This window comes from Sphingobium cloacae (assembly GCF_002355855.1).
Taxonomy (GTDB): domain Bacteria; phylum Pseudomonadota; class Alphaproteobacteria; order Sphingomonadales; family Sphingomonadaceae; genus Sphingobium; species Sphingobium cloacae.
On sequence record NZ_AP017655.1, the window covers coordinates 3558564 to 3580497 of the forward strand.

21 protein-coding genes and 1 tRNA gene are annotated in these 21934 nt (G+C 64.7%); 13 read left to right on the forward strand and 9 right to left on the reverse strand.

Going from position 1 to position 21934, the window contains the following annotated elements; translation table 11 throughout:
• The first annotated feature begins 8 nt into the window (after positions 1–8).
• On the forward strand, positions 9–953 hold the full coding sequence (locus SCLO_RS17495) for an acetyl-CoA carboxylase carboxyltransferase subunit alpha (protein ID WP_066514531.1): 945 nt from the start codon (positions 9–11) through the stop codon (positions 951–953).
• A 169-nt stretch (positions 954–1122) separates the two neighbouring features.
• Here the strand turns inward: SCLO_RS17495 and bfr are convergent, their stop codons facing one another.
• The 3 genes from bfr to SCLO_RS17510 form a co-directional block, all read right to left on the reverse strand.
• Positions 1123–1602: a bacterioferritin gene (bfr, locus tag SCLO_RS17500; protein ID WP_066514533.1), complete on the reverse strand. Its 480-nt coding sequence runs from the start codon at positions 1600–1602 to the stop codon at positions 1123–1125.
• Between the two features lie 162 nt (positions 1603–1764).
• Positions 1765–1935 carry a (2Fe-2S)-binding protein gene (locus SCLO_RS17505; RefSeq protein ID WP_066514535.1) on the reverse strand — a complete coding sequence of 57 codons (171 nt, stop codon included), beginning with the start codon at positions 1933–1935 and terminating at the stop codon, positions 1765–1767.
• A 57-nt stretch (positions 1936–1992) separates the two neighbouring features.
• Entirely contained in the window at positions 1993–3237 is a 1245-nt protein-coding gene (locus tag SCLO_RS17510) for a DUF418 domain-containing protein (RefSeq protein WP_066514538.1), read from the reverse strand.
• Positions 3238–3309: 72 nt separating this feature from the next.
• Between SCLO_RS17510 and SCLO_RS17515 the strand changes: the two genes are divergently transcribed.
• Both SCLO_RS17515 and SCLO_RS17520 read left to right on the forward strand, forming a co-directional pair.
• Complete coding sequence (locus tag SCLO_RS17515) at positions 3310–4077, forward strand: methyltransferase domain-containing protein (RefSeq protein ID WP_066514541.1); 768 nt, start codon at positions 3310–3312, stop codon at positions 4075–4077.
• A gap of 202 nt (positions 4078–4279) precedes the next feature.
• Positions 4280–5080 (forward strand): DUF2189 domain-containing protein, encoded by an 801-nt coding sequence (locus tag SCLO_RS17520; RefSeq protein WP_066514543.1) that lies wholly within the window; start codon positions 4280–4282, stop codon positions 5078–5080.
• 33 nt (positions 5081–5113) lie between these two features.
• Here the strand turns inward: SCLO_RS17520 and SCLO_RS17525 are convergent, their stop codons facing one another.
• The 3 genes from SCLO_RS17525 to SCLO_RS17535 form a co-directional block, all read right to left on the reverse strand.
• On the reverse strand, positions 5114–6001 hold the full coding sequence (locus SCLO_RS17525; RefSeq protein WP_066514547.1) for a serine hydrolase domain-containing protein: 888 nt from the start codon (positions 5999–6001) through the stop codon (positions 5114–5116).
• A gap of 113 nt (positions 6002–6114) precedes the next feature.
• Positions 6115–7917 (reverse strand): acyl-CoA dehydrogenase C-terminal domain-containing protein, encoded by a 1803-nt coding sequence (locus SCLO_RS17530; protein ID WP_066514549.1) that lies wholly within the window; start codon positions 7915–7917, stop codon positions 6115–6117.
• Between the two features lie 42 nt (positions 7918–7959).
• The gene (locus SCLO_RS17535; RefSeq protein ID WP_066514551.1) at positions 7960–8370 is read right to left on the reverse strand and encodes a MerR family transcriptional regulator; all 411 of its coding nucleotides are present in this window, start codon (positions 8368–8370) and stop codon (positions 7960–7962) included.
• Between the two features lie 106 nt (positions 8371–8476).
• Between SCLO_RS17535 and SCLO_RS17540 the strand changes: the two genes are divergently transcribed.
• From SCLO_RS17540 to SCLO_RS17550, 3 genes are all read left to right on the forward strand, one after another.
• The gene (locus tag SCLO_RS17540) at positions 8477–8899 is read left to right on the forward strand and encodes a DUF2946 family protein (protein ID WP_066514553.1); all 423 of its coding nucleotides are present in this window, start codon (positions 8477–8479) and stop codon (positions 8897–8899) included.
• A gap of 78 nt (positions 8900–8977) precedes the next feature.
• Complete coding sequence (locus SCLO_RS17545; RefSeq protein ID WP_096362179.1) at positions 8978–10981, forward strand: TonB-dependent receptor family protein; 2004 nt, start codon at positions 8978–8980, stop codon at positions 10979–10981.
• A gap of 57 nt (positions 10982–11038) precedes the next feature.
• Complete coding sequence (locus SCLO_RS17550) at positions 11039–12661, forward strand: NAD(P)/FAD-dependent oxidoreductase (RefSeq protein WP_066514558.1); 1623 nt, start codon at positions 11039–11041, stop codon at positions 12659–12661.
• Between the two features lie 12 nt (positions 12662–12673).
• On the opposite strand, the gene SCLO_RS17555 is transcribed toward SCLO_RS17550, so the two are convergent.
• A complete protein-coding gene (locus SCLO_RS17555) occupies positions 12674–13630 on the reverse strand; it encodes a hypothetical protein (protein WP_123905535.1) in 957 nt (318 codons plus the stop codon).
• Between the two features lie 141 nt (positions 13631–13771).
• Complete coding sequence (locus SCLO_RS17560) at positions 13772–14344, reverse strand: DUF4142 domain-containing protein (RefSeq protein ID WP_066514564.1); 573 nt, start codon at positions 14342–14344, stop codon at positions 13772–13774.
• A 181-nt stretch (positions 14345–14525) separates the two neighbouring features.
• Here SCLO_RS17560 and SCLO_RS17565 point away from each other — a divergent pair, with 181 nt between their 5' ends.
• The 7 genes from SCLO_RS17565 (at position 14526) to mnhG (ending at position 21551) form a co-directional block, all read left to right on the forward strand.
• Positions 14526–15401, forward strand: coding sequence for a universal stress protein (locus SCLO_RS17565; protein WP_169800535.1), 876 nt, complete (start codon positions 14526–14528; stop codon positions 15399–15401).
• Between the two features lie 140 nt (positions 15402–15541).
• Positions 15542–18466, forward strand: coding sequence for a monovalent cation/H+ antiporter subunit A (locus SCLO_RS17570; protein WP_066514569.1), 2925 nt, complete (start codon positions 15542–15544; stop codon positions 18464–18466).
• Positions 18466–18813, forward strand: a complete 348-nt coding sequence (locus SCLO_RS17575) for a Na+/H+ antiporter subunit C (RefSeq protein ID WP_066514571.1) — start codon at positions 18466–18468, stop codon at positions 18811–18813. Before SCLO_RS17570 ends, SCLO_RS17575 begins: the two co-directional genes overlap by 1 nt.
• On the forward strand, positions 18810–20432 hold the full coding sequence (locus tag SCLO_RS17580; RefSeq protein WP_066514572.1) for a monovalent cation/H+ antiporter subunit D: 1623 nt from the start codon (positions 18810–18812) through the stop codon (positions 20430–20432). The genes SCLO_RS17575 and SCLO_RS17580 overlap by 4 nt, the downstream gene beginning before the upstream one ends.
• On the forward strand, positions 20429–20911 hold the full coding sequence (locus SCLO_RS17585; protein ID WP_066514579.1) for a Na+/H+ antiporter subunit E: 483 nt from the start codon (positions 20429–20431) through the stop codon (positions 20909–20911). Before SCLO_RS17580 ends, SCLO_RS17585 begins: the two co-directional genes overlap by 4 nt.
• Positions 20908–21189: a K+/H+ antiporter subunit F gene (locus SCLO_RS17590; RefSeq protein WP_066514580.1), complete on the forward strand. Its 282-nt coding sequence runs from the start codon at positions 20908–20910 to the stop codon at positions 21187–21189. The genes SCLO_RS17585 and SCLO_RS17590 overlap by 4 nt, the downstream gene beginning before the upstream one ends.
• Entirely contained in the window at positions 21186–21551 is a 366-nt protein-coding gene (mnhG, locus tag SCLO_RS17595) for a monovalent cation/H(+) antiporter subunit G (protein WP_174521939.1), read from the forward strand. The genes SCLO_RS17590 and mnhG overlap by 4 nt, the downstream gene beginning before the upstream one ends.
• A 164-nt stretch (positions 21552–21715) precedes the next feature.
• Here mnhG and SCLO_RS17600 read toward each other — a convergent pair.
• Positions 21716–21789: transfer RNA gene (locus tag SCLO_RS17600), tRNA-Gln, on the reverse strand.
• Positions 21790–21934: the final 145 nt, after the last annotated feature.

Genomic DNA, 21934 nt, shown 5'->3' on the forward strand with positions numbered 1-21934 from the left:
CTCTCGCCATGGCAAGTTTTCTGGAATTCGAAAAGCCGATCGCGGAGCTTGAGGCCCGCATCATCGAACTGCGCACGACCGCCAATGTCGGCGACATCGACATCGACGGCGAGATCGACAAGCTGGAACAGCGCGCCGCGAAAATGCTGGCGGACAGCTATGCCAAGCTGACCCCGTGGCAAAAGACGCAGGTGGCCCGCCATCCCGAACGCCCGCATTTCAAGGATTATGTCGCGGGCATGTTCGACGATTTCATGCCGCTGGCCGGGGATCGCGCCTTTGCCGACGATCAGGCGATGTTGGGCGGTTTCGCGACGCTGGGCGACCGGCGCGTGATGGTGATCGGTCATGAAAAGGGCGACGACACCGCCAGCCGCGTCCGTCACAATTTCGGCATGGCCAAGCCTGAAGGCTATCGCAAGGCGATCCGCCTGATGCAGCTTGCGGACCGCTTCGGCCTGCCGGTGGTCACGCTGGTCGACACATCGGGCGCTTTCCCCGGCGTGCAGGCGGAGGAGCGCGGGCAGGCCGAAGCCATCGCCCGCTCGACCGAGCAATGCCTTGCCCTAGGCGTGCCGATGGTGGCCGCCGTCGTGGGCGAAGGCGGATCGGGCGGCGCGGTGGCGCTGGCGGCCGCGAACCGGGTGCTGATGTTCGAACATGCGGTCTATTCGGTGATCTCGCCCGAAGGCTGCGCCTCGATCCTGTGGCGAACCGCCGACAAGGCGAGCGATGCCGCCACCGCCATGCAGGTGACGGCGCAGCATCTGCTGGCGCTGGGCGTCATCGACCGCATCGTGCCGGAACCGCTGGGCGGCGCGCATCGGGAACCCGCCGTCGCCGCCGCCAATCTCGCCGCTGCGATTGGCGAGGAACTGGATGCCCTGTCCGGCATGAACGCCGACGCGCTGCGAACCGACCGGGCGGACAAGTTCCTGGCCATCGGCGCATGATGCCGCCTGCCGCGGGGTGGAAAGCGAGAAAGGCCCGGCGCGGGCCTTTCCGTTAACGGGGACATGCTCCTGCTGGATCACCTTAGGTGAAGAAGCAGGCCGTCCGATACCTCGCCGTCACGCCGAAAAACGGGGGCAACGCCGCAACAGGCGCCGCCCCTGAAACCGCTCAATCCTCGGCGGCTTCGCTCTGAAGCTGGATATAATTCTGCACGCCCATGCGTTCGATCATCTCGAACTGGGTTTCCAGCGTGTCGATATGCTCTTCCTCGCTTTCGAGGATCGACTGGAACAGGTCGCGCGACACATAGTCGCGGATGGACTCGGAATAGGCGATGCCGTCCTTGAGCGTCGGCAGCGCCTCATATTCCAGTTCGAGGTCCGCCTTCAGCACTTCTTCCACCGTCTCGCCGATCTTCAGGCGGCCGAGCAATTGGAAATTGGGCAGGCCGTCCAGGAACAGGATGCGCTCGGCCACCTTGTCGGCATGCTTCATCTCGTCGATCGATTCCTCATATTCGAACTTGGCGAGCTTCTTGATGCCCCAATGATCGAGCATGCGATAATGGAGGAAATACTGGTTGATCGCGGTCAACTCGTTCTTGAGGACCTCGTTCAAATAATCGATGACTTTGGGATCGCCCTTCATGGGGGGAATGCTCCGGTTGTGGGAAAGTGCCGGGCATTATAAGGCTGTATGGGCGTGTTGTTAAGTAGAAAACCCTTGGAAATCCGCCATTTTTTGCGGAGCTATTGCTTCGGCTTCGCGATTGGGGAAAGGGATTTTCCTGCGCTTGCTTCGCAATGATTTTCAGGCGGTGGCGCGTTCCGCCGCGATGATGGTGCGGGCGAAGGAAACGCACTGGCCGCATTTGGGACGGCGGCCGAAGCGGGCATAGGCGTTGCAGGGCGTATCCGCGCCCTCGCGCACCGCTTCCTTCAAATCCTTCTCCCGGATGGCATTACAAACGCAAACGACCATGTTCTGCACTCCTGAAGAATCAGATAGCGCAGATGATAATGGATCGCAATAGTCCCGTCAGATGTTCCTGCGAATCTTTTGCATCTTTCCGCTGGCGAGGCTGCGCCACAGCCATTCCAGGGGACCGGAAACGAATCGCTTCAGCCATAGGGAAGACCAGACCAGCATCACGGCCCACCCTCCCAGTATGAACAGGAAAAGGGTGGCGGGCCGCACATGGCCGAACAGGCCAAGGCCCCAACCATAGAAAATGGCGGTCATCGCCAATGACGTGCCCAGATAGTTGCTGAACGCCATGCGTCCGGCGGCGGCGGTGACGGCGGCGACCCGGCTCCGCCCCCGGCTGGAAAGGAGCCACAGGATCAGCGCCGCCCATCCCACCGTCAGCGGGATGCGGAAGGGGAAGGACCAGGCCAACATGCTCCCCAGCGCCGTGAGCACCGCGAAGCGGCTGAGGATCACCCAGAGGGCGAGCGCGGCCATGGGAGGCAGCCCGATCAGGAAGCAGTGCCGCGCCGTCCGCCAATATTGCTCCGCCTTCCAGCGTCCCGTCAGAAATCCGGCCTTGAGCATCGCCATGCCGAGCAGCATGAAGCCGAGCGATTCGAGCGCGGTGAAGAGAAAGGTCCAAAGCCACTGGCCCGGATAGCCGGCCAGATGGTGCCGGAGGATGGTGCCGAAACCGCTGCGATAGGTCGCGATCTCCGCCTGGACGGCGCTGTTCCTGGGGTCGGCATAGGGTGCGGTGAACTGGGCGAAGCCGTCGCGGATGTCGGCGGCGGCGCCGTGCGCGGCCGCGGCATGGGACCAGCCATAAAGACTGATGATGAAGGCGGCGCAGAGCAGGAAATGCAGCAGGAAGAAAAGGAACGCCCATTTGACCAGCGACAACGGTTCCCGCCGGACGAATCCCAGTGCGACCAGCCCCGCAATGGCATAGGTCATGAGGATGTCGCCCCACCACAGCAGCAGATAATGGGCAAGGCCGAAGGCAAAGAGCCATCCCGCGCGGACTATCTGGGCACGGCGGCCATCGCGGCCCGTCATTTCTTCCCGGTCGATCAGCAACAGCATCGACGCCCCGAACAGCAGCGCGAAAAGCCCCCGCATCTTGCCGTCGAAGAACAGGAAGCCCACGGCCCAGAAGGCGATGTCTCCGGCCGATAGCGACCCCGACACCGCCGGATTGAAATAGGCCGGCTGGGGCAGGGCGAAGATCGTGATGTTCATCCACAAGATACCCATGACGCCGACGCCGCGCAGCACGTCCATGGAAAGGATGCGGGAGGAAGGGGCGTTCATCGGACGGTCCTTTGGGATAGGAAAGGGCAAAGAGGCTGGCAAAGCGCCGGATGCTCTGCCATGCGACTAGCCATGAACATGGGCCGCAAGCAACGGATAAGCGATGCGTTCGGCGCGGCGGCGGCGCGCTATGACGATCATGCCGGGCCGCAGCGGCTGGCGGCCGCCCTGGTCGCCGATCTGGCGCAGCGGCAAAAGCCCCATGGGGTCGAGCGGATATTGGAGATCGGCTGCGGCACCGGTTTCCTGACGCGGGACATTCAGGCGCGCTGGCCCGGCGCGGAACTGGTGGCGACGGACCTGTCGCCGGAGATGCTGGCGCGGGCTAGCGCCGGAGGATTGGTCGCGGGAACATTCCTGGCCATGGATGGCGAGCTACCCGCCTTCGAGGGGGAATGGTTCGACCTCATCCTCTCCAGCCTGGCTTTCCAGTGGTTCGACGATCTGCCGGGGGCGTTGAGGCGGCTGGCCGACTTGCTGCGGCCGGGAGGCAGCCTGATCTTCTCGACCATGGGGCGGGGGAGTTTCGTCCGCTGGCGCGCGGCGCACGAAGCATGCGGGCTGATGGCGGGCATACCGGATTACCCGGATCTGGCCGCGTTGCGCGCCATCCTCGCCCCCTTCGGCGATGCTTTCGCCTTCGACGAGGATTATGCGCTGTCCTGCGGAGGCGCGAAGGGGCTGATCGCGCATCTCAAGGGGATCGGCGCGATCGTTCCCCATGAAGGAAGAAAACCCCTGGCTCCGAAGGATTTGCGGCGGGTGATGACGGCGTTCGAAGCGCAGGGCGGGAACGACGGCTATCAGGTGCTCTTCGGCAGGATCACGCGGCCCGAATAAAATCCCGCTCCATGGGGCGCATGGCGCGCCTTCTGCTGGCCCGCTCTTGCTACATCCCCCGCCAAGGGTGTATCATATTGATTATTGGTCATGAGGCGGCCCTCATGCCGGACTGCGCCAGAAGCAGAGGAATTTGCCGGACGCGGCCCGACGAAAATAGCAGAGGCCGATGCCTGCATGGCCGCCCTTCGGGAGAGCGACCATGGCTATAGTGCATCCAACTCCAATGGCGTCCGGCCGCGAGGATCATGAAATCCGCGACCTTGACCTCACCGACATCGGCATCGCGCTGAAACAGGGTTGGGAGGATTTTCAGGCCAAGCGGGGCGACCTGCTATTCGTCGGCTTCATCTATCCCATCGTGGTCCTGCTGGCGATCCTGTCGGTCGGCCGCGTGTCGACGCTGCCCTTCATCTTTCCGCTGGTGGCCGGATCGGTCATGCTGGGCCCCCTCTTCGCCAGCGGTTTCTATGAACTGGCGCGCCGCCGCGAAGCGGGCCTCGACATGCGCTGGCGGCATTTCCTGGATGTCGTGCGCGGCCCGTCCGCGCCTGCCTTGTTCGACCTTGCGAGCGTCACCGGCGCGCTGTTCCTGATATGGATCGGGGCGGCCTGGTTCATCTATCATGCGACCGTCGGGCAATTGGGACCGGATGCGGTCAGTTCGGTCGGCGCGTTCCTGAACTCGGTCTTCACGACCTCCGAAGGCTGGCGCATGATCCTCATCGGCAATCTGGTCGGCCTGTTCTTTGCCATCGCCACGCTGGCCGTCAGCGCGGTGTCCTTCCCGATGGTGGTCGACAAGCCGGTGAACTGGGGCGTGGCGCTGCGAACCTCCGTCCGCGTCGCCCGGCGCAATCCGGTGACGATGGCGATCTGGGGCCTGATCGTCGTCGCGCTGCTGGTGCTGGGCGCGCTGCCGGCGCTGGTCGGCCTGACCGTGGCGCTGCCGGTGCTCGGCTATGCGACCTGGCATCTCTATACCCGGGCGGTGGTGCGATAGGGATCAGGGCGCGAAAAAGCGGTTCTGCCCGGTTCAACGGGAACCGGGCAGCGACAGGAGGATAGGGCGCGCTTCCTCCAGCGCCCTCTGCCCATCGCCCGGATTGCCGTCGAACAGGGCCACTACCACATGCTTGCCGCGTTTCAGGACAATGGCGAAATTGCGCCTGAATAATCCGAAATGCGACAGGCCGTTGCGCGAAACTTTCCAGCCCAATCCATAATAGTTCGTGCCCGCATAGGATGGCTTTTCCAGGATATGCGGGTCGATGGGGCGGGCCGCGAAGCGCCAATAGGTCATCGCCGTCCCGGACCAGCCGCCCGCTGGCCCCAGCCATTCATCATAGCGCATGTCGCGCGTAGCCGGGATCAACCTGCGCGCCGCGGCGTCGAAGGGCATGCCGGTCCTCCGTTCGATCAGCGAACCCAATATGCAATAACCGATATTGGAATAAGCCTGCCGCGTGCCCGGCTCGAATTGCTTGGGCGGGGGCGGAATATCGACGCAGCGTTCGTCGGTCTTGCGCTGGGTCACGGGATCGCCCGCCACGGAACGGTCCCAACCGCCCGCATGATGCATCAGGTTCCGGGGTGACGTTCCCACCAACGGCTCGTCCAGCGACAATATGTGTCGGTCGGCCAGTTCCATGACCATCGCGGCGGTTATGGGCTTTGACAGGCTATAATAGGGATAAACTTTGGCGGGATCGGAATGGATGGTCAGCATGTGCGGCGTTGCGCCCCGGTCGCCATAAACGATGCTGGCCGATGTCAGTCCATGGCGGGCCATGAAAAGCTTTAGCCGTTCCTGCGTATCGAAGGCGCCGGAAAACAGAATGGCGGCATAGCAGAGCAGAACCAGCAACAGCGACAAGATGACGGGAAGGAATTTTCCGCCCGATTGTTCGCCCCCGCTTGTCATTGCTGCGGACAATCGGGATCGGGCGCTGCGAAGTCAAACGGAAAGAAGGAGGGCGCGACCTTGCAGCCACGCCCTCTATTGCCCGACAGCAATCACTTACGCCGGCAAACCCGTCAGACCGCCAGGAACATCTCCGGGTCCAGCGCCATCAGGCTGTCCGCGCCGCCTTCGATCTTGCGCCGCAGCGCGCCCGCGTCCGGCATGATCCGCTCGGCGAAGAAGCGCGCCGTCACCAGCTTGGCCTCCAGGAACCGCGCGTCCCCTTCGCCCGCGCCCAGCAATTCCGCCGCCGCCTTCGCCATGCGCAGCCACATGAGGCCGGTCGCCACGATCCCCAGGATGTGCATGTAATGATGCGCCGCCGCCCCTGCATTGTCGGGGTTCTTCATGGCGTTCTGCATCAGCCACATGGTCGCGGCCTGCAATTGCTGCACCGCTTTCTCCAGTGCCTCGGCAAAGCCCGCCAGCCTCTCATTCCCCTTGGCCTCCGCGATTTCGCCCGACACGATCTTGAGGAAAGCCTGCATTGCCCGCCCGCCGTTCATCGGCAGCTTGCGGCCCACGAGGTCCATCGCCTGTATGCCATTGGTGCCTTCGTAGATCTGGGCGATGCGGGCGTCGCGCACATATTGCTCGACGCCATTTTCCCAGATGTAGCCATGGCCGCCGAACACCTGTTGGCAGGCGACCGTCACGTCGAAGCCCTTGTCCGTGCCATAGCCCTTGATGACCGGCGTCAGCAGCCCGATCAGGTCGTCGGCCAGTTGCCGCTCCTCCTCGGTCGCCGCATGATGCGACAGGTCGACCTGCAAAGCGCCCCACAGGATCAGCGCGCGCAATCCTTCGGTCAGCGCCTTCGCCTCCATCAGCATCCGCCGCACATCGGGATGCACGAACAGCGTGTCGGCCTTCTCGTCCAGGTCCTTCGGTCCGGTGAGCGCGCGGCCCTGACGCCGTTCCCGCGCATAATGCACGGCGTTCTGGAAAGCGACCTCGCCCTGGCCCAGCCCTTGCAGGCCCACGCCCAGCCGCGCCGCGTTCATCATGATGAACATGGCGGCCAGGCCCTTATTCTCCTCGCCCACCAGCCATCCGGTCGCGCCGTCATAGTTCATGACGCAGGTGGCGTTGCCGTGGATGCCCATCTTGTGCTCGATGGAGCCGCAGGATACCGCATTGCGATCCCCCAGCGATCCGTCCTCCCGCACCATGAATTTCGGCACCACGAACAGAGAAATGCCCTTGGTCCCGTCCGGCGCGTCGGGCGTCTTGGCCAGCACCAGATGGATGATATTGTCCGACAGGTCATGCTCGCCCGCCGAAATGAAGATCTTGGTGCCGGTGATCGCATAGCTGCCGTCGCCATTGGGCACGGCCTTGGTCTTGATGAGGCCGAGGTCGGTGCCGCATTGCGGCTCCGTCAGGTTCATCGTGCCGGTCCAGCTGCCCGCGACCATGTTCGGCAGATAGGTCGCCTTCTGGGCGTCGCTCCCCTTGGCCATCAGCGCGGCGATCGCGCCCGCCGTCAGCCCATGATACATTTCGAAGGACTGGTTCGCCGACAGCACATATTCGTTGAAGGCCGTCGCCAGCACCGTCGGCATGCCCTGACCGCCGAACTCGACGGGGGCATGCAGCGTCGTCCAGCCGCCCTCGACGAACTGCGCATAGCCTTCCTTGAAACCGGTCGGCGTCGTCACGCTGCCGTCCGGGTGCCGCGTGCAGCCTTCCTTGTCGCCCACCATGTTGAGCGGGAACAGCACTTCGGCCGCCATCCTGCCGCCTTCGGTCAGGATCGCCTCGACCAGATCGGGCGTCGCACTCTCGAACCCCGGCAGATTGGCATAGCGATCCAGCCCCACGACATGATCGAGGACGAAACGGGTATCGCGGACGGGCGCGGAATAGCTGGGCATGATCTTCTCCGGACGGGTTCTGTTCTGTTGAGGGTAGGGGGTTCAGTCTCTGGCGATGGTGGCGATGAAGTCCGACAGTTCGGCGATGGCCGCGTCGATGTCGTCCTTCTGCCGGGTGAGCAGGTCGATGCGCGCCGTGCACTTGGCTATGGTGACGCGCCGCTGCGCTTCATGTTCCTCGTCGGCGTCATAAAGGTCGATCATCTCGCGAATGTCGGACAGGCTGAAGCCCACCCGCTTGCCGCGCAAGATCCACGCCAGCCGCGCGCGGTCGCGCCGTGAGTAGATGCGGGCCAGCCCCTGCCGCTCCGGCGAGATCAGCCCTTCATCCTCATAAAAGCGCAGCGCGCGCGCCGTGACGCCGAATTCTTCCGACAGATCGGTGATGCTGTATGTCTGCCGTTCGCTATGGTCCGGCAATTCGATGCCGGCGATAGTGGTGCGTTGATCCATGCCGGCTATCTAAAACTACTTTACGTTTACGTCAAGGTTAGTGCGTGGCGAACCTTGGGCAGTTTGTCCTGATGACAGGACGGCGCGTCTCCGCTAGGGCGCGGGCATGATGGGGGCGATCAGACAGTCGGACAATGCGCGGGGCCTGTTGGCTGCGCTGGGCCTGCTCGTCCTCGCTATCCAGTTGCTCGCGCCTTCGGGTTTCATGCCGGTGCGGACGGAAAAGGGCGTCATGGTGACGCTCTGTTCCGGAACCGGGCCGGTCAAGGTCATGGTCGACCGCGACGCCGTGGCGCAAGGCAGGATGAAGCAGAAGCACCAGCCCGCCGATGACGGCGCGATGCAGCAGCATTGCGCTTTCGCCGGAGCCAACGCCACGCCGACCGTCCCCCCGCTGCCGCTGGCGGACCTCCTGTTGCCCACATGGCAACGGGCTTTCGGCCCCATTGCCTTCGCGCTCAGGACGGGTTTCATCGCCCGTCTCGCCGCGCCGCCGCCGCCTTCTTCCGGACCCCCAGCCGCCTTCTGAAAATCCCTGCCGCCGCGCGTGAGGGCATGACCTTGCGCGCCGCTTCACGCACATGTTTTTCAGAAGGTTATCCTTTCCATGACTCCATATTTCGTCGCGCGCGGCGCGTCGCTCTGCGCCATGGCCTGCGCTCTTTCCGCTATTCCTGCCCTTGCCGATGAAGCCGATCCGCGCATCGTCGTCACCGCCAGCCCCATCATTCAGGAAGCCGCCGTCAAAGTCGCCCGCACCCCCGGCGGCGTCGATGTCGTCGCGGCGGAGGACTATGAGGACAGGCTCGCCGTCTCCCTGCGCGACACGCTCGCCTTTTCGCCCGGCGTCTATACCCAGCCGCGCTTCGGGCAGGAGGTCCGCATTTCCATTCGCGGTTCGGGTCTCTCGCGCGGCTATCATATGCGGGGCCTCACGCTGTTGCAGGATGGCATCCCGATCAACAGCGCCGACGATAATGGCGATTTTCAGGAACTCGACCCGCAGGTCTTTCAGCATATCGAGGTCTATCGCGGCGCCAACGCCCTGCGCTTCGGCGGATCGACGCTGGGCGGCGCGATCAATGCGGTGACGCCCACGGGCCGTAGCGCGCCGGGCGTCGACATGCGGATCGACGGCGGTTCCTTCGACACGGTGCGCGGCAAGCTGGCCTATGGCCATGCCGATGATCGCGCCGATGTCTGGGCGGCCGTCACGGCGGACAGCTCTGACGGTGGCCGCGACCATGGCCGCCGCAAGGCGGTCCATTTCAACGGCAATGCCGGTTTCCGGTTGAGCGACAGGGTCGAAACCCGCTTTTATGCCAGCGTCCAGAGCATCCGCCAGAAGCTGTCCGGTGCGCTCACGGAAAGCGATGCGCTCCATCACCCCGCCAAGGGCAATTTCATGGGCGATCAGGCGCGCGACATCGACTCGATCCGCCTCCAGAACCGGACGGCCATCCAGATCGGCGGCGGGCAGGTCGCTTTCGGGGCCTTCTACAACGCGAAGCAACTCTATCATCCCATCTATCAGGTGATCGACCAGAAGAGCGAGGATCGCGGCCTGTTCGCCAGCCTCGACTGGTCGGGCGATCTGGGGGGGATGCCCGTTGCGCTGACGCTGGGCAGTCAGGCGCGTTTCGGCCGGACCGCCGCCAGGCAGTTCGTCAACATTGCCGGCCATCGCGGCGCCCCCACCGCCTATGCGATCCAGAAAGCGGAGACGATCAACAGCTATGCCGAACTGCGCGCCGCTCCGTTGACCGGCCTCTGGCTTATCGCGGGCGGTCTCTACACCCATGGCGAGCGCAGGATCGACAACCGCTTCGCCCCGGAACGCAGCGGCAAGGCGACTTTCGACACTTTCGCCCCGAAAATCGGCCTGCTCTACGAACCGTCCGAAAGCCTGCAATTCTACGCCAACTATAGCCGCTCGGTCGAATTGCCCGGCTTCGGCGAACTCAGCCAGACCCCGGCGGGCGGCGCGCCTGGCTTCACGCCGGTGGGCGCGCAAAAGGCATGGACGGCGGAAATCGGCACGCGGGGCCGCATCGGCATCGCGGCATGGGACATCAGCCTCTACCGCGCCACGCTGAAGGGCGAGATGCTGCAATATAATGTGCTGGCCGGGGTCTATCCCGCCGCCACCTTCAACGCCGACCGCACTCGCCATCAGGGCATCGAAGCCGGGCTGGACCTGACGCTGACGCCATGGGCGACGCTACGCCAGATGTATCAATATAGCGACTTCCGCTTCCGCCATGACGCGACCTATGGCGACAATCGCCTGCCGGTGGTGCCGCGCCATTTCTATCGCGCCGAACTGAAACTCGGCACGGACCGCGCCAGCGTCTCGCCCTCGGTCGAATGGATGCCGCAGGGGGCGTGGGTGGACTATGCCAACAGCAAGAAAACCGGCGGCTACGCCATGCTGAACCTGGGCGCGCAGGCGCAGGTGCGGGAAGGCGTGACCCTGTTCCTCGACGCCCGCAACCTGACGCAGAAGCGGGCCATCGGCGACATCAGCGCCGTCGTCCGATATGGCGGGCAGGCCAGCTTCTATCCGATAGAGCGCCGCGCCATCTATGGCGGCCTGCGCGCCCGTTTCTGAAGGCAGAGCAGGGGCAGCCGGTTCCCTTTCCCGCGCGCATCCTTTAGGGGCCATCCCATGTTGCGCCTTTCGGGACTGAAGCTGCCCCTCGACCATCCGGACGAGGCGATGCCCGCCGCCATTTGCGAGCGCCTGGGTCTCGCCCCGCAGGAATTGCTGAGCCATGCCATCGTGCGCCGGGGCAATGATGCGCGGCGCAGGAACGCGATCCAGCTCGTCTACACGGTCGACATCGTGCTGACCGGCGAAGCGGCGGTGCTGGAACGCTTTGCCGGGGATCATGACGTCCGCCCGCGCCCCGACACCGACTATCAATTCGTGACGAAAGCGCCCGCGGGTTGGTCCGGCAAGCGGCCGGTCGTCATCGGCGCGGGGCCATGCGGCCTGTTCGCGGGCCTGATCCTCGCGCAGATGGGGTTCCGCCCGATCATCCTCGACCGGGGCAAGGTGGTGCGCGAACGCACGAAGGACACCTGGGGCCTGTGGCGGCGCGGCGATCTCAACCCCGACAGCAATGTCCAGTTCGGCGAGGGCGGGGCGGGCACTTTCTCCGACGGCAAGCTCTATTGCCGGGTGAAGGACCCCCGCTTCCTCGGCCGCAAGGTGCTGGAGGAATTCGTCGCGGCGGGCGCGCCGCAGGACATCCTCACCGAAGCGCATCCCCATATCGGCACCTTCCGCCTTGTCACCATGGTGGAGGCCATGCGCCGCCAGATCGAGGGGCTGGGCGGCGAATATCGCTGGCAGCACCGCGTAGAGGACATCGAACTGGAGCGGCAGGGCGATGGCGCGCATCGCCTGCGCGGCCTCCACCTCCATGACGGCAGCTTCCTCGAAGCCGATCATGTCGTCATGGCGGTCGGCCACAGCGCCCGCCCGACCTTCGAGGTGCTCCACCGTCGGGGCGTCCATATCGAGCCCAAGCCCTTTTCCATCGGCGTCCGCATCGAGCACCCCCAAAGCTGGATCGACCGCGCCCGCTTCGGCGCCTGCGCGGGCCATCCGATATTGGGAGCGGCGGCCTACAGCCTCGCCCATCACTGCGCCAATGGCCGCACCGTCTACAGTTTCTGCATGTGCCCCGGCGGCCGCGTGGTCGCCGCCACATCGGAGGAAGGCCGCGTCGTCACCAACGGCATGAGCCAATATAGCCGTGCCGAATTCAACGCCAATTCCGGCCTCGTCGTCGGCGTCGATCCGGAACGCGACTATCCCGAAGGGCCGCTGGCGGGCATCGACCTGCAACGCCGCCTGGAATCGCTGGCCTATGTCGCGGGCGGTTCCTCCTATCATGCGCCGGGCCAGACGGTCGGCGATTTCCTCGCGGGCCGTCCCTCGACGGCATTGGGAGAGGTCACCCCCTCCTATAAGCCCGGCGTGACCCTGACCGACCTGTCGCGCTGCCTGCCCGATTTCGTGCTGGAATCCTTCCGGGAGGCGCTTCCGGCGTTCGGCCGTCAGATCGCGAATTACGACCATCCCGACGCCATCATGACCGGCGTGGAGACCCGCACATCCTCCCCCATCCGCATCACGCGAGGCAAGGACTTCCAGAGCCTCAACGTCGCGGGCCTCTATCCGGCGGGCGAAGGCGCGGGCTATGCGGGCGGCATCCTTTCCGCCGCCATTGACGGGATCAAGGTCGCCGAAGCGGTCGCTCTCGCCATCGCCGCGGACTGATCCCGCGATGCCTCACCGGGGCAGCCGTCCCCCGGCGGCGCGATAGCGGGCCATCTCCGCCTCATAGGCGTCCTGCGCTGCTTTCACGCGCGCCGCCTCGGCTTCATAGGTTTCCCGTTCACGCTGATATTGTTCCCGCGCCCGCTGCGCTTCGGCCATCGCGGCGGCATAGCCATCCTTGTCCGCCTTGATCCGCTCAGCGTCGGACGCTGCCTTGGCGGCCATGTCGGCGTTCAGGCGCAACCGTTCCTCCCGGTCGGCATCAGGCGCGGGAGCGGGTGGCTTCGTCGTCGCGGCGGTCGCCGCCTTGCCCTTGCCCAGATCGTCGATGCCTTTCGCCTTGTCCCACAGCGCCTGCGGAATGGCGTCCGGGCATGGCGATGCATCGTCCACCGCGATCAGCCGAAGCATCTGCGCCACCTGCACGCCATAGGCGTCGGCCTCCTCCCCGCTGGCGAGGCTGCGCTTGAGCGCGGCGGCCGAACAGGCGGTCCAGCTTTGCCGATTGGCCTCGTCGCTGTTGGAAAGCGCCTGGTATTTGCGCGCGACCTCGGCATCGGTGCCTTCCGGCGGTGCGCCCGACGGGCCCGGATCGATCGCGCGGATCGGGCGCGCGGACGGCGGCCCGCCCAGTCTTTTCAGCCGCGTGGGGACATTGCCCTCCACATCCTTGAACGCCTCGATGGTCTGGCTGTCCACGCCCCGGATGCCATAGGTATAGCCGGTATTGTCATTGAAGAAGAGATAGGTGTTGGGCCGATCCGCCCCAGCGGGCCGATAGGGGGAATGCTTGTTCGGTTCATGTACCATGATGCCGCTGTCCGTCCGTTCGACGGAAATGCTGTAGCTCCCGCCCTCCAGCATATAGGTGCCGTCCTCCACAGGCGCGGATTGGCCCAGCGCGACGGAAATGCCGCCTGGCATGACGGTCATCATCATTCCGGCGATCATGCGGACAAATATTCTCATCGCTCCCCCTTCGCTCCAGCGCCAGCGAACCGTTGGGAAGCACATAGCATCCGGCGTTCGCTGCGTCAGTCCATGAAATAGAGCGATGCGCTTCCTTCTGCCCCCTCAATCCGCTCGTTCCGTGCCGCGCAGCTTGATCGCCTAGGATTTCAGGGCCTTGGCCATGTTGAGATGCTCCGTCACCACGGGCACAAGCTTGGCTGCGAACGCCTTGAGCGCCGGAACCTCGCCATTTTCGGCATAGGCTTTGAGCTTGTCGAGCGTTTCCTCATGGCCCTTGCGCTGCGCGGCAATATAGGCGGCGTCGAAGTCCGCGCCTTTCTTGTCCTTGAGCGAATCAAGGGCCTGCTGTTGTTCAGGGGTGAGCAACAGCTTGGGCACGATCGCGGGGGTGGCTTTGCCGGCGGCTTCCGTGAGTTCGGCGGTGGAATCCGTATGGGCCTTGATCATCGCTTCGGCGAACTTCTTCACCGACGCCGACTGGCTGTTGATTTCCGCCAGTCTGGAGCTTTCCACCTCGAACATATCGCTCGCCGCAGCCGCGTTGGCGAAGGCCTGGTCCGCATTTTCCGGGACGGGGGCGCTCTCGACGGCATTGAGGCCGTTCGTCGGGGCGGCCACGGTTTCATTGGGCACCGGTTCGCTTTTCTTGCCGCACCCTCCCAGAGCCAGGGCCGCCAATGCTATCGCGAATATGCTGGTTTGCGTCTTCATCCATCTTCTCCCGTTCACCAACCGTTCGGGAATCAACTCGCCTCGCCCAGGCTCGTTCCATGGAAGCCTCCCGATGATGGAGGCATCGCTCACCGAATTTCCTGTCTTTGTCGGCAGTTGGCCGCGAGGAACGCTTTCATCCCCTGTTGCAAATGACGCGCCCGTGACCCAGGAAGGGGGCATGACGGATGCCATCCCCCGACGCATACTCCTCGCCACCGATCTTAGTTGCCGGTGCGACCGCGCGCTGGACCGCGCCGTGCAACTGGCGCGGGAGTGGTCGGCGGAACTGATCGCGGCCACGGTGATCGAACCGGGGCCAGCCGATTTCCTGGAGCCGCGCGCCTCGTCTTGGCGGCGGCAGGCCAGCCCGGAAGAACGGATGCATCGGCGCCTGGCGCGCGATGTCGCCAGCGTCGCCGACAATATTCGCGTGGTGATTGAAACGGGCGACCCTGCCGCCAAGCTGATCGAGGTGGCGGAGCGGGAGAATTGCGACCTCATCGTCACAGGCATCGCGCGCGACGAAACGTTCGGGCGGATGATCCTGGGCAATACCGCCAGTCGGCTGGTTCGCGGCGCCGCCATTCCCGTGCTGGTGGTTCGCGATCGTCCGGCAGGTGCCTATCGCAAGATCGTGGTTGCGACCGATCTGTCCGAAACGGCGCTTCAGGCGACGCTCGCGGCGGGCGTTTTCTTCCCCACGGCGGCGCTCACGCTCTTCCACGGATATGACATTCCCTATGCCGGCTATCTCTCCGACCGCGATTTCGCGCCGGAATCGCATGCCAAGGCCGATGAAGTCAGGACGCAGCTTCGCCATGAAAGCCGCATCGGCGACGCCCTGTACGAAAGACTGGATGTCGTCGTGGAACATGGCGCGCCCGAAATCCTGATCGGCGATTATGTCGAGGACAATCATGCCGACCTGACCGTCGTGGGAAGCCGGGGCCGGGGCCTGTTGTTCGATGCGTTCATCGGCAGTATGGACAAGCGGCTCTCCGATGCGCTGGAGGGCGATCTTCTCATCGTTCCGGGCGTGGCGGAGAAAGGCTAGGCTGTCCCTGACCGCGAAGCCGTCCGTCGAAATATGCACGAAAAGGTCGGATGACGCCTTGCCCCGCCGCGCCAAGCTCTTCCATAAGGGGCGCGCGCCTTCGGGCAGCGCATCGGCCGATGGAGACTTTCCGCTAACTCATGCATGATCCCCGTTTCCTTCTGGCGGTTGTCGCCCTTCCATTTCTGGGGAGCGTGATCGCGGCGTTCCTGCCTGCGCGCAGCCGGAATCTCGCCTCGTCGCTGGCGGGCATGATCGCGCTCGTCGGGGCCGCGATCGTCGTGGCTTATTATCCGTTGATCGCGCAGGGCGAAATCGTGCGGCACACGCTGCCCTGGCTGCCATCGCTGGGGCTCGACCTGACATTCCGACTGGACGGCTTCACCTGGCTTTTTGCCGTGCTTGTCCTCGGCATCGGCGCGCTCGTCATCCTGTATGCGCGCTATTATATGTCGCCGGAAGACCCGGTGCCCCGCTTTTTCGCGTTTCTTCAGGCTTTCATGGGATCGATGGTCGGCATCGTCCTGTCCGGCAATCTGATCCAGATCGCCTTCTTCTGGGAACTGACCAGCCTCTTCTCCTTCCTGCTGATCGGATATTGGCACCATAATCAAAGCGCCCGCGATGGCGCGCGCATGGCGCTGATCGTCACCGCGGCGGGCGGGGTGTGCCTGCTCGTGGGCCTGCTGCTGCTCGGGCGGATGGCCGGCAGCTATGACCTGGACGCCGTGCTGGCCTCGCGCGCCGCAATTCAGGGCGATCCGGCCTATCTGCCCGCGCTCATCCTGATCCTGATCGGCGCCTTCACCAAAAGCGCGCAATTCCCGTTCCATTTCTGGTTGCCGCACGCGATGGCGGCGCCGACGCCCGTGTCGGCCTATCTGCATTCGGCGACCATGGTGAAGGCTGGGATTTTCCTGCTGACGCTGCTCTGGCCGGTCCTGGCGGGCACCGATAGCTGGTATCTCATCGTCACCACCACTGGCCTCGCAACGCTGCTGGTCGGCGCCTGGGCGGCGATCTTCCAGCAGGATATGAAGGGCCTGCTCGCCTATTCGACGATCAGCCATCTCGGCCTCATCACCTTGCTGCTGGGCCTCGGCAGTCCGCTCGCGGCGGTGGCGGCGATCTTCCACACGGTCAATCACGCCACCTTCAAGGCGTCGCTGTTCATGGCCACGGGCATCATCGACCATGAGACGGGAACGCGCGACCTGCGCCGCCTGAGCGGGCTTGCGCGCTTCATGCCCATCACCGCCACATTGGCCATGGTGGCGGCGGCGGCGATGGCGGGCGTGCCTCTGCTCAACGGCTTCCTTTCCAAGGAGATGTTCCTCGCCGAAGCGCTGGAGAGGCATGGCGGCACGATCATCGACGTGCTGTTGCCCTATCTGGCCACGCTCGCCAGCGCCTTCAGCGTCTTCTATTCGGTCCGCTTCATCCACCAGACCTTCTTCGGTCCGCCCCCGACCGGGCTTCCCCGTCAGCCCGCCGAAGCGCCGCCCTGGATGCGCCTGCCGATCGAGATACTGGTGCTGGCCTGCCTGCTCGTCGGCATCGTGCCCGCGCTCACCATCGGGCCGTTCCTCGCGAACGCCGTCGATTCGGTGCTGGGCGATCGGACGCCGATCTACAGTCTGGCGATCTGGCATGGCTTCACCATGCCCTTGCTGATGAGCGTGATCGCCCTGGTCGGCGGCACCACGCTGTATATCCTGTTCCGCGATCGATTGAACGCGGTGGAGCAATCGCCGCTCATCGGCCGGCTGAAAGGCCGCCGGACTTTCGAGGCGGTGCTGGCGATGATCGTCAATCTGGCGCGGGGCCTGCACGATCGTTTCGGCACCCGGCGCCTTCAGGTGCAGTTGCGCCTCATCATCGTCACCGCGCTGGCGCTTGGAACCGTGCCGTTCTGGCGATTGGGCTACAGCCGGGGACCGTTGCACGACACGCTGATCGATCCCGTCTTCGGACTCCTGTGGCTGCTGGGCGGCGCGTGCGCCGTCGTGGCGGCATGGCAGGCGAAATTCCATCGGCTGGTCGCGCTCGTGCTCGTGGGGGGAGCCGGGCTGGCCGTTTGCATCAGCTTCGTCTGGCTATCGGCGCCCGACCTCGGGCTGACGCAGTTGCTGGTGGAGATCGTCACCCTTATCCTGCTGCTCCTGGGCTTGCGCTGGCTGCCGAAACGTCTGCCCGAGATATGGCCTGATGGACGCACGCCGCCCATAGTCCATCTGCGGCGCGGCGGCGACCTGGCCATTGCCGTTGCGGGCGGGGCGGGGGTCGCGGCGCTGGCCTATGCGATGATGACGCGCCCTCTGCCGCACAGCATCTCGCGCTACTTCGTGGAAAATGCCTATGCGGGCGGCGGAGGGACCAATGTCGTCAACGTCATCCTCGTGGATTTCCGCGGGTTCGATACGCTGGGGGAAATCACGGTCCTCGCCATCGTCGCGCTGACCGTCTTCACCCTGCTGCGCCGCTTCCGTCCCGCGCCGGAAAGCATCGAACTGCCCGACCAGCAGCGGCGGCAGAACGCCTTTGACGAGGCGAGCGAGGATCATGCCATGGGCGACACGCTGGCCCATTATCTCCTCGTTCCGCGCGTCATCATGCAATGGCTGTTTCCCGTGATCCTGACCTTCGCGCTCTATTTGCTGATGCGGGGCCACGACCTGCCCGGCGGCGGCTTCGCGGCGGGCGTCGCCACCTCCATCGCCTTCGTGCTTCTCTACATGGCGAACGGCACGCGGCTGGTCGAGGCGAGCCTGAACGTCCAGCCGGTCCGCTGGATCAGCGCGGGCCTCGTCTGCGCCGTGGCGACCGGCATCGCCGCGTGGCTGTTCGGCTATCCTTTCCTGACCAGCCATTCGCGCTACCTGACCCTGCCGCTCATCGGGGATGTGCCGCTCGCCACGGCGCTTCTGTTCGACATCGGCGTGTTCGCGGTGGTTGTCGGAACGACCCTGCTGATGCTGATCGCCATAGCGCACCAGTCGATCCGTTCACCGCGAGCGAGGAAGCCCGCCCAGCCCGTTGCGTCCGAAGCGGAAGGACCGGCCTGATGGAACTGTTCCTCTCGCTCGCCATCGGGGTGCTGACGGCATCGGGTCTGTGGCTGCTGTTCCGGCCCCGGACTTTCCAGGTCATTCTCGGCCTGTCGCTGCTGTCCTATGCCGTCAATCTCTTCATCATCGCGGCCGGACGGCTGCGGAGCGATGCGCCTCCTATCATCGGCAAGGACCCCGCCTCCGCCGAGCCCGCGCTCTATGCGGACCCCCTGCCGCAAGCCCTGGTGCTGACGGCGATCGTCATCTCCTTCGCGACGACCGCCTTGCTGCTGGTGGTGCTGCTGGCTTCGCGAGGTCTCACCGGCACCGATCATGTCGACGGCGAGGATGGCGAAGCATGACCGGCTGGCTTCACCACCTGATCATCGCGCCGATCCTGCTTCCCCTGCTGGCCAGCGCGCTGATGCTGGCGTTCGACGAGCGCCGGCGTGTCCTGAAACGCTGGTTGAGCCTCGGCGCTTCCGCCCTGCTGATCGCCAATGCGGCGGCCTTGCTGTGGTTGACCAGCAATGCCGGTGCTGGCGTGGGCGTGGGCGGTCCTCATGTCTATCTGCTCGGCAACTGGGCCGCGCCCTTCGGCATCGTGCTGGTGGTCGATCGCCTGTCGGCGATGATGCTGCTTTTGACGAATGTCCTCGGCTTCACCTCGCTTTTCTACGCGCTGGCCCGATGGGATCGATCCGGGCCGCGTTTCCATGCGCTGTTCCTGCTGCTGCTGATGGGCGTCAACGGCGCTTTCCTGACCGGCGATATCTTCAATCTGTTCGTTTTCTTCGAGGTGCTGCTCGCGGCGTCCTACGGCCTGATCCTGCACGGCTCGGGCACCGAACGGACGAGCGCCAGCCTGCATTACATCACCATCAACATCGCCGCTTCGCTGCTCTTCCTGATCGGCGTGGCGCTGATCTATTCCGTGACGGGCACGCTCAACATGGCCGACCTGGCCAGCCGCATCGTCCGCACCGGGCCGGACGACCTCGCGCTGCTCGAAGCGGGGGCGGCGATCCTCGGCGTCGCCTTCCTGGTCAAGGCCGGCATCTGGCCGCTCAGCTTCTGGCTTCCCCGTACCTATGCCGCCGCGGCGCCGCCCGTTGCCGCCCTGTTCGCCATCATGACGAAGGTCGGCATCTACGTCATCCTCCGCCTGTCCTTCCTGCTGTTCGGCGAAGCGTCGGGCGCCGCGGCGGGTTTCGCCAATGACGGGCTGCTCTATGGCGGCCTTGCCACCATGGCCTTCGGCGTGCTGGGCATCCTTTCCGCCCGCCAGTTGACGCGCGTGGCGGGGAATTACGTGCTGGTATCCTCGGGGACGCTGCTCGCCGGGCTCGGCATAGGCGGGCAGGCGCTCATCGCCGCGCTGCTCTTCTATCTCGTCAGTTCGACGCTCGCCGTCAGCGCCCTCTACCTCATCATCGAGCCCGTCGAACGCAATGCCGACGAGGATGACATGATCGCGGGCGTGGCCGAACCCGTATTCGACGACGAATATGTCGGCGCGATCGAGAAGGATGAGGATGAGACGGGCGTCGTCATTCCGGGGACGATCGCCATATTGGGCGGCGGTTTCATCTTCTGCGCCCTGCTGCTCGCGGGCCTTCCGCCGCTGTCGGGCTTCATCGCCAAGTTCGCGATCATCGACGCGCTGCTGCTTGCGGGCGGCGTCGGCCCGATGAACTGGACCCTGATCGGCTTGATCATCCTGTCCGGCCTTGCGACCATGATCGTGATGACGCGCGCGGGTATCGACCTCCTCTGGACGCCGGGGGAGGAAGCGCCATCCCGCCTCAGCCTTGTCGAAGTCGTTCCCATCGGCCTGCTCCTGACGGTTTGTCTGGCGCTGATGCTCTGGGCAGGGCCGGTCATGGCCTATCTGGAGGCGACGTCATCGGCGTTGCACGATCCGGCCGACTATCTGGCGGCCGTGGCGCGTGCGGCCCCCGTGGGCGGAGGGCATCCATGAAGCGCTTCCTCCCCTTTCCGCTTCTGGCGACGGCCTTGTTCGCGATGTGGATATTGCTGACCGGCTTCTCGCCTGGCCATATCCTGCTGGGCGCGCTGGTGGCGCTGATCGTGTCGCGCACGATGCTGTCGCTCGCGCCCGAGCCGCCGCGCGTCCGGCTTGGCTGGGCCTTCGTCCGGCTCGCCGGACTGGTGGTGGTGGACATCATACGCTCCAACATCGCCGTGGCGAAGATCATCCTGTTCAATCCGCCCCACCGCCACTCGGATTTCATCGAACTGCCCACGGACCTGCGCAGTCCCTACGCTCTGGCCTCGCTTGCCCTGATCATCACCGCCACGCCGGGGTCGCTGTGGGTGCAGCATGACGCGAACCGGCACGTCATTCTGATCCATGTGCTCGATCTCGTCGATGAAACGGAATGGGTCACGCTGATCCGGGAGCGTTATGAACGCCTGCTGATGGAGATATTCGAATGACCTCCCTGCTTCTGGCGCTGGCGATCACCGCATCGCAGATATTGCTGGGCCTTGCGATGGGGTGCGCCGCCTTCCGCATGCTGCGCGGCCCGCGCGCGCAGGACCGGGTGCTGGGGCTCGACACGCTTTATCTGACGGGGATGCTGCTGCTGCTCACCTATGGCATCCAGACGGGGCGCACATTGTATTTCGAATCGGCGCTGGTCATCGCATTGCTGGGATTCGTGGGAACCGTCGCCCTGGGCAAGTTCCTGATGAGAGGAGAAGTCATCGAATGATGCAGGCGCCTGATCTGCCGACCTGGGCCGCGATCATGGTCGGCCTTCTGGTGCTCGGCGGCGCGATCCTGACGCTGGTGGGCGCGCTGGGCCTGTTGCGTCTGCCCAGCTTCTATGCGCGCGTCCACGCCACCACCTTGGGTGCGACGGCGGGCATGACGGCGATCCTTCTGGGTTCCATGCTCTGTTTTTCGATCCTGCAGACGCGGCCTGTCATCCATGAAATATTGATCGCCCTGTTCGTCACGCTGACCACGCCTGTCACGCTGATCCTGCTGGCCCGCGCGGCCATCTATCGCGATCGCAGCGAAAAGGCGCCCCAGGTGCCGTCCGATGGCCGGCCGCCGCGTCGGGAGAAGTGAGCGGGCTTCCCCGCTGAAGCACTCATCATCAAACTGGCCGCGTCCGCCCCGAGCGAGCCGCTCAGGGGCAGGACTCGTCGAACATATCTGCATCGGATCGTTCCGCCCACAAGGATGGGGTCCGGCTCAACCAGGCAAGTTGTGGGAAGGGCATGAGTATAGACTGGATGCCCGACGAGGATTCGAACCTCGATTGACGGAGTCAGAGTCCGTAGTCTTACCTTTAGACGATCGGGCACCAAGGGCGGGCATCGCCCGCATCGGAAGCGCGCAAATAGGCCCGCTTTCGCTATCGGTCAAGGGGATTTGACGCCGCTTTCCCAACGAACTTCCGTCCGGACCGAAAAAGAAAGCCCGCCGGAATGCATGGGCATCCGACGGGC

What these genes read in the sequence shown, in the direction of transcription:
- SCLO_RS17495 (WP_066514531.1), top strand. Translation starts at nt 9, where the DNA reads ATGGCAAGTTTTCTGGAATTCGAAAAGCCGATCGCGGAGCTTGAGGCC.
- bfr (WP_066514533.1), bottom strand. Translation starts at nt 1,602, where the DNA reads ATGAAGGGCGATCCCAAAGTCATCGATTATTTGAACGAGGTCCTCAAG.
- SCLO_RS17505 (WP_066514535.1), bottom strand. Translation starts at nt 1,935, where the DNA reads ATGGTCGTTTGCGTTTGTAATGCCATCCGGGAGAAGGATTTGAAGGAA.
- SCLO_RS17510 (WP_066514538.1), bottom strand. Translation starts at nt 3,237, where the DNA reads ATGAACGCCCCTTCCTCCCGCATCCTTTCCATGGACGTGCTGCGCGGC.
- SCLO_RS17515 (WP_066514541.1), top strand. Translation starts at nt 3,310, where the DNA reads ATGAACATGGGCCGCAAGCAACGGATAAGCGATGCGTTCGGCGCGGCG.
- SCLO_RS17520 (WP_066514543.1), top strand. Translation starts at nt 4,280, where the DNA reads ATGGCTATAGTGCATCCAACTCCAATGGCGTCCGGCCGCGAGGATCAT.
- SCLO_RS17525 (WP_066514547.1), bottom strand. Translation starts at nt 6,001, where the DNA reads ATGACAAGCGGGGGCGAACAATCGGGCGGAAAATTCCTTCCCGTCATC.
- SCLO_RS17530 (WP_066514549.1), bottom strand. Translation starts at nt 7,917, where the DNA reads ATGCCCAGCTATTCCGCGCCCGTCCGCGATACCCGTTTCGTCCTCGAT.
- SCLO_RS17535 (WP_066514551.1), bottom strand. Translation starts at nt 8,370, where the DNA reads ATGGATCAACGCACCACTATCGCCGGCATCGAATTGCCGGACCATAGC.
- SCLO_RS17540 (WP_066514553.1), top strand. Translation starts at nt 8,477, where the DNA reads ATGATGGGGGCGATCAGACAGTCGGACAATGCGCGGGGCCTGTTGGCT.
- SCLO_RS17545 (WP_096362179.1), top strand. Translation starts at nt 8,978, where the DNA reads ATGACTCCATATTTCGTCGCGCGCGGCGCGTCGCTCTGCGCCATGGCC.
- SCLO_RS17550 (WP_066514558.1), top strand. Translation starts at nt 11,039, where the DNA reads ATGTTGCGCCTTTCGGGACTGAAGCTGCCCCTCGACCATCCGGACGAG.
- SCLO_RS17555 (WP_123905535.1), bottom strand. Translation starts at nt 13,630, where the DNA reads ATGAGAATATTTGTCCGCATGATCGCCGGAATGATGATGACCGTCATG.
- SCLO_RS17560 (WP_066514564.1), bottom strand. Translation starts at nt 14,344, where the DNA reads ATGAAGACGCAAACCAGCATATTCGCGATAGCATTGGCGGCCCTGGCT.
- SCLO_RS17565 (WP_169800535.1), top strand. Translation starts at nt 14,526, where the DNA reads ATGACGGATGCCATCCCCCGACGCATACTCCTCGCCACCGATCTTAGT.
- SCLO_RS17570 (WP_066514569.1), top strand. Translation starts at nt 15,542, where the DNA reads ATGCATGATCCCCGTTTCCTTCTGGCGGTTGTCGCCCTTCCATTTCTG.
- SCLO_RS17575 (WP_066514571.1), top strand. Translation starts at nt 18,466, where the DNA reads ATGGAACTGTTCCTCTCGCTCGCCATCGGGGTGCTGACGGCATCGGGT.
- SCLO_RS17580 (WP_066514572.1), top strand. Translation starts at nt 18,810, where the DNA reads ATGACCGGCTGGCTTCACCACCTGATCATCGCGCCGATCCTGCTTCCC.
- SCLO_RS17585 (WP_066514579.1), top strand. Translation starts at nt 20,429, where the DNA reads ATGAAGCGCTTCCTCCCCTTTCCGCTTCTGGCGACGGCCTTGTTCGCG.
- SCLO_RS17590 (WP_066514580.1), top strand. Translation starts at nt 20,908, where the DNA reads ATGACCTCCCTGCTTCTGGCGCTGGCGATCACCGCATCGCAGATATTG.
- mnhG (WP_174521939.1), top strand. Translation starts at nt 21,186, where the DNA reads ATGATGCAGGCGCCTGATCTGCCGACCTGGGCCGCGATCATGGTCGGC.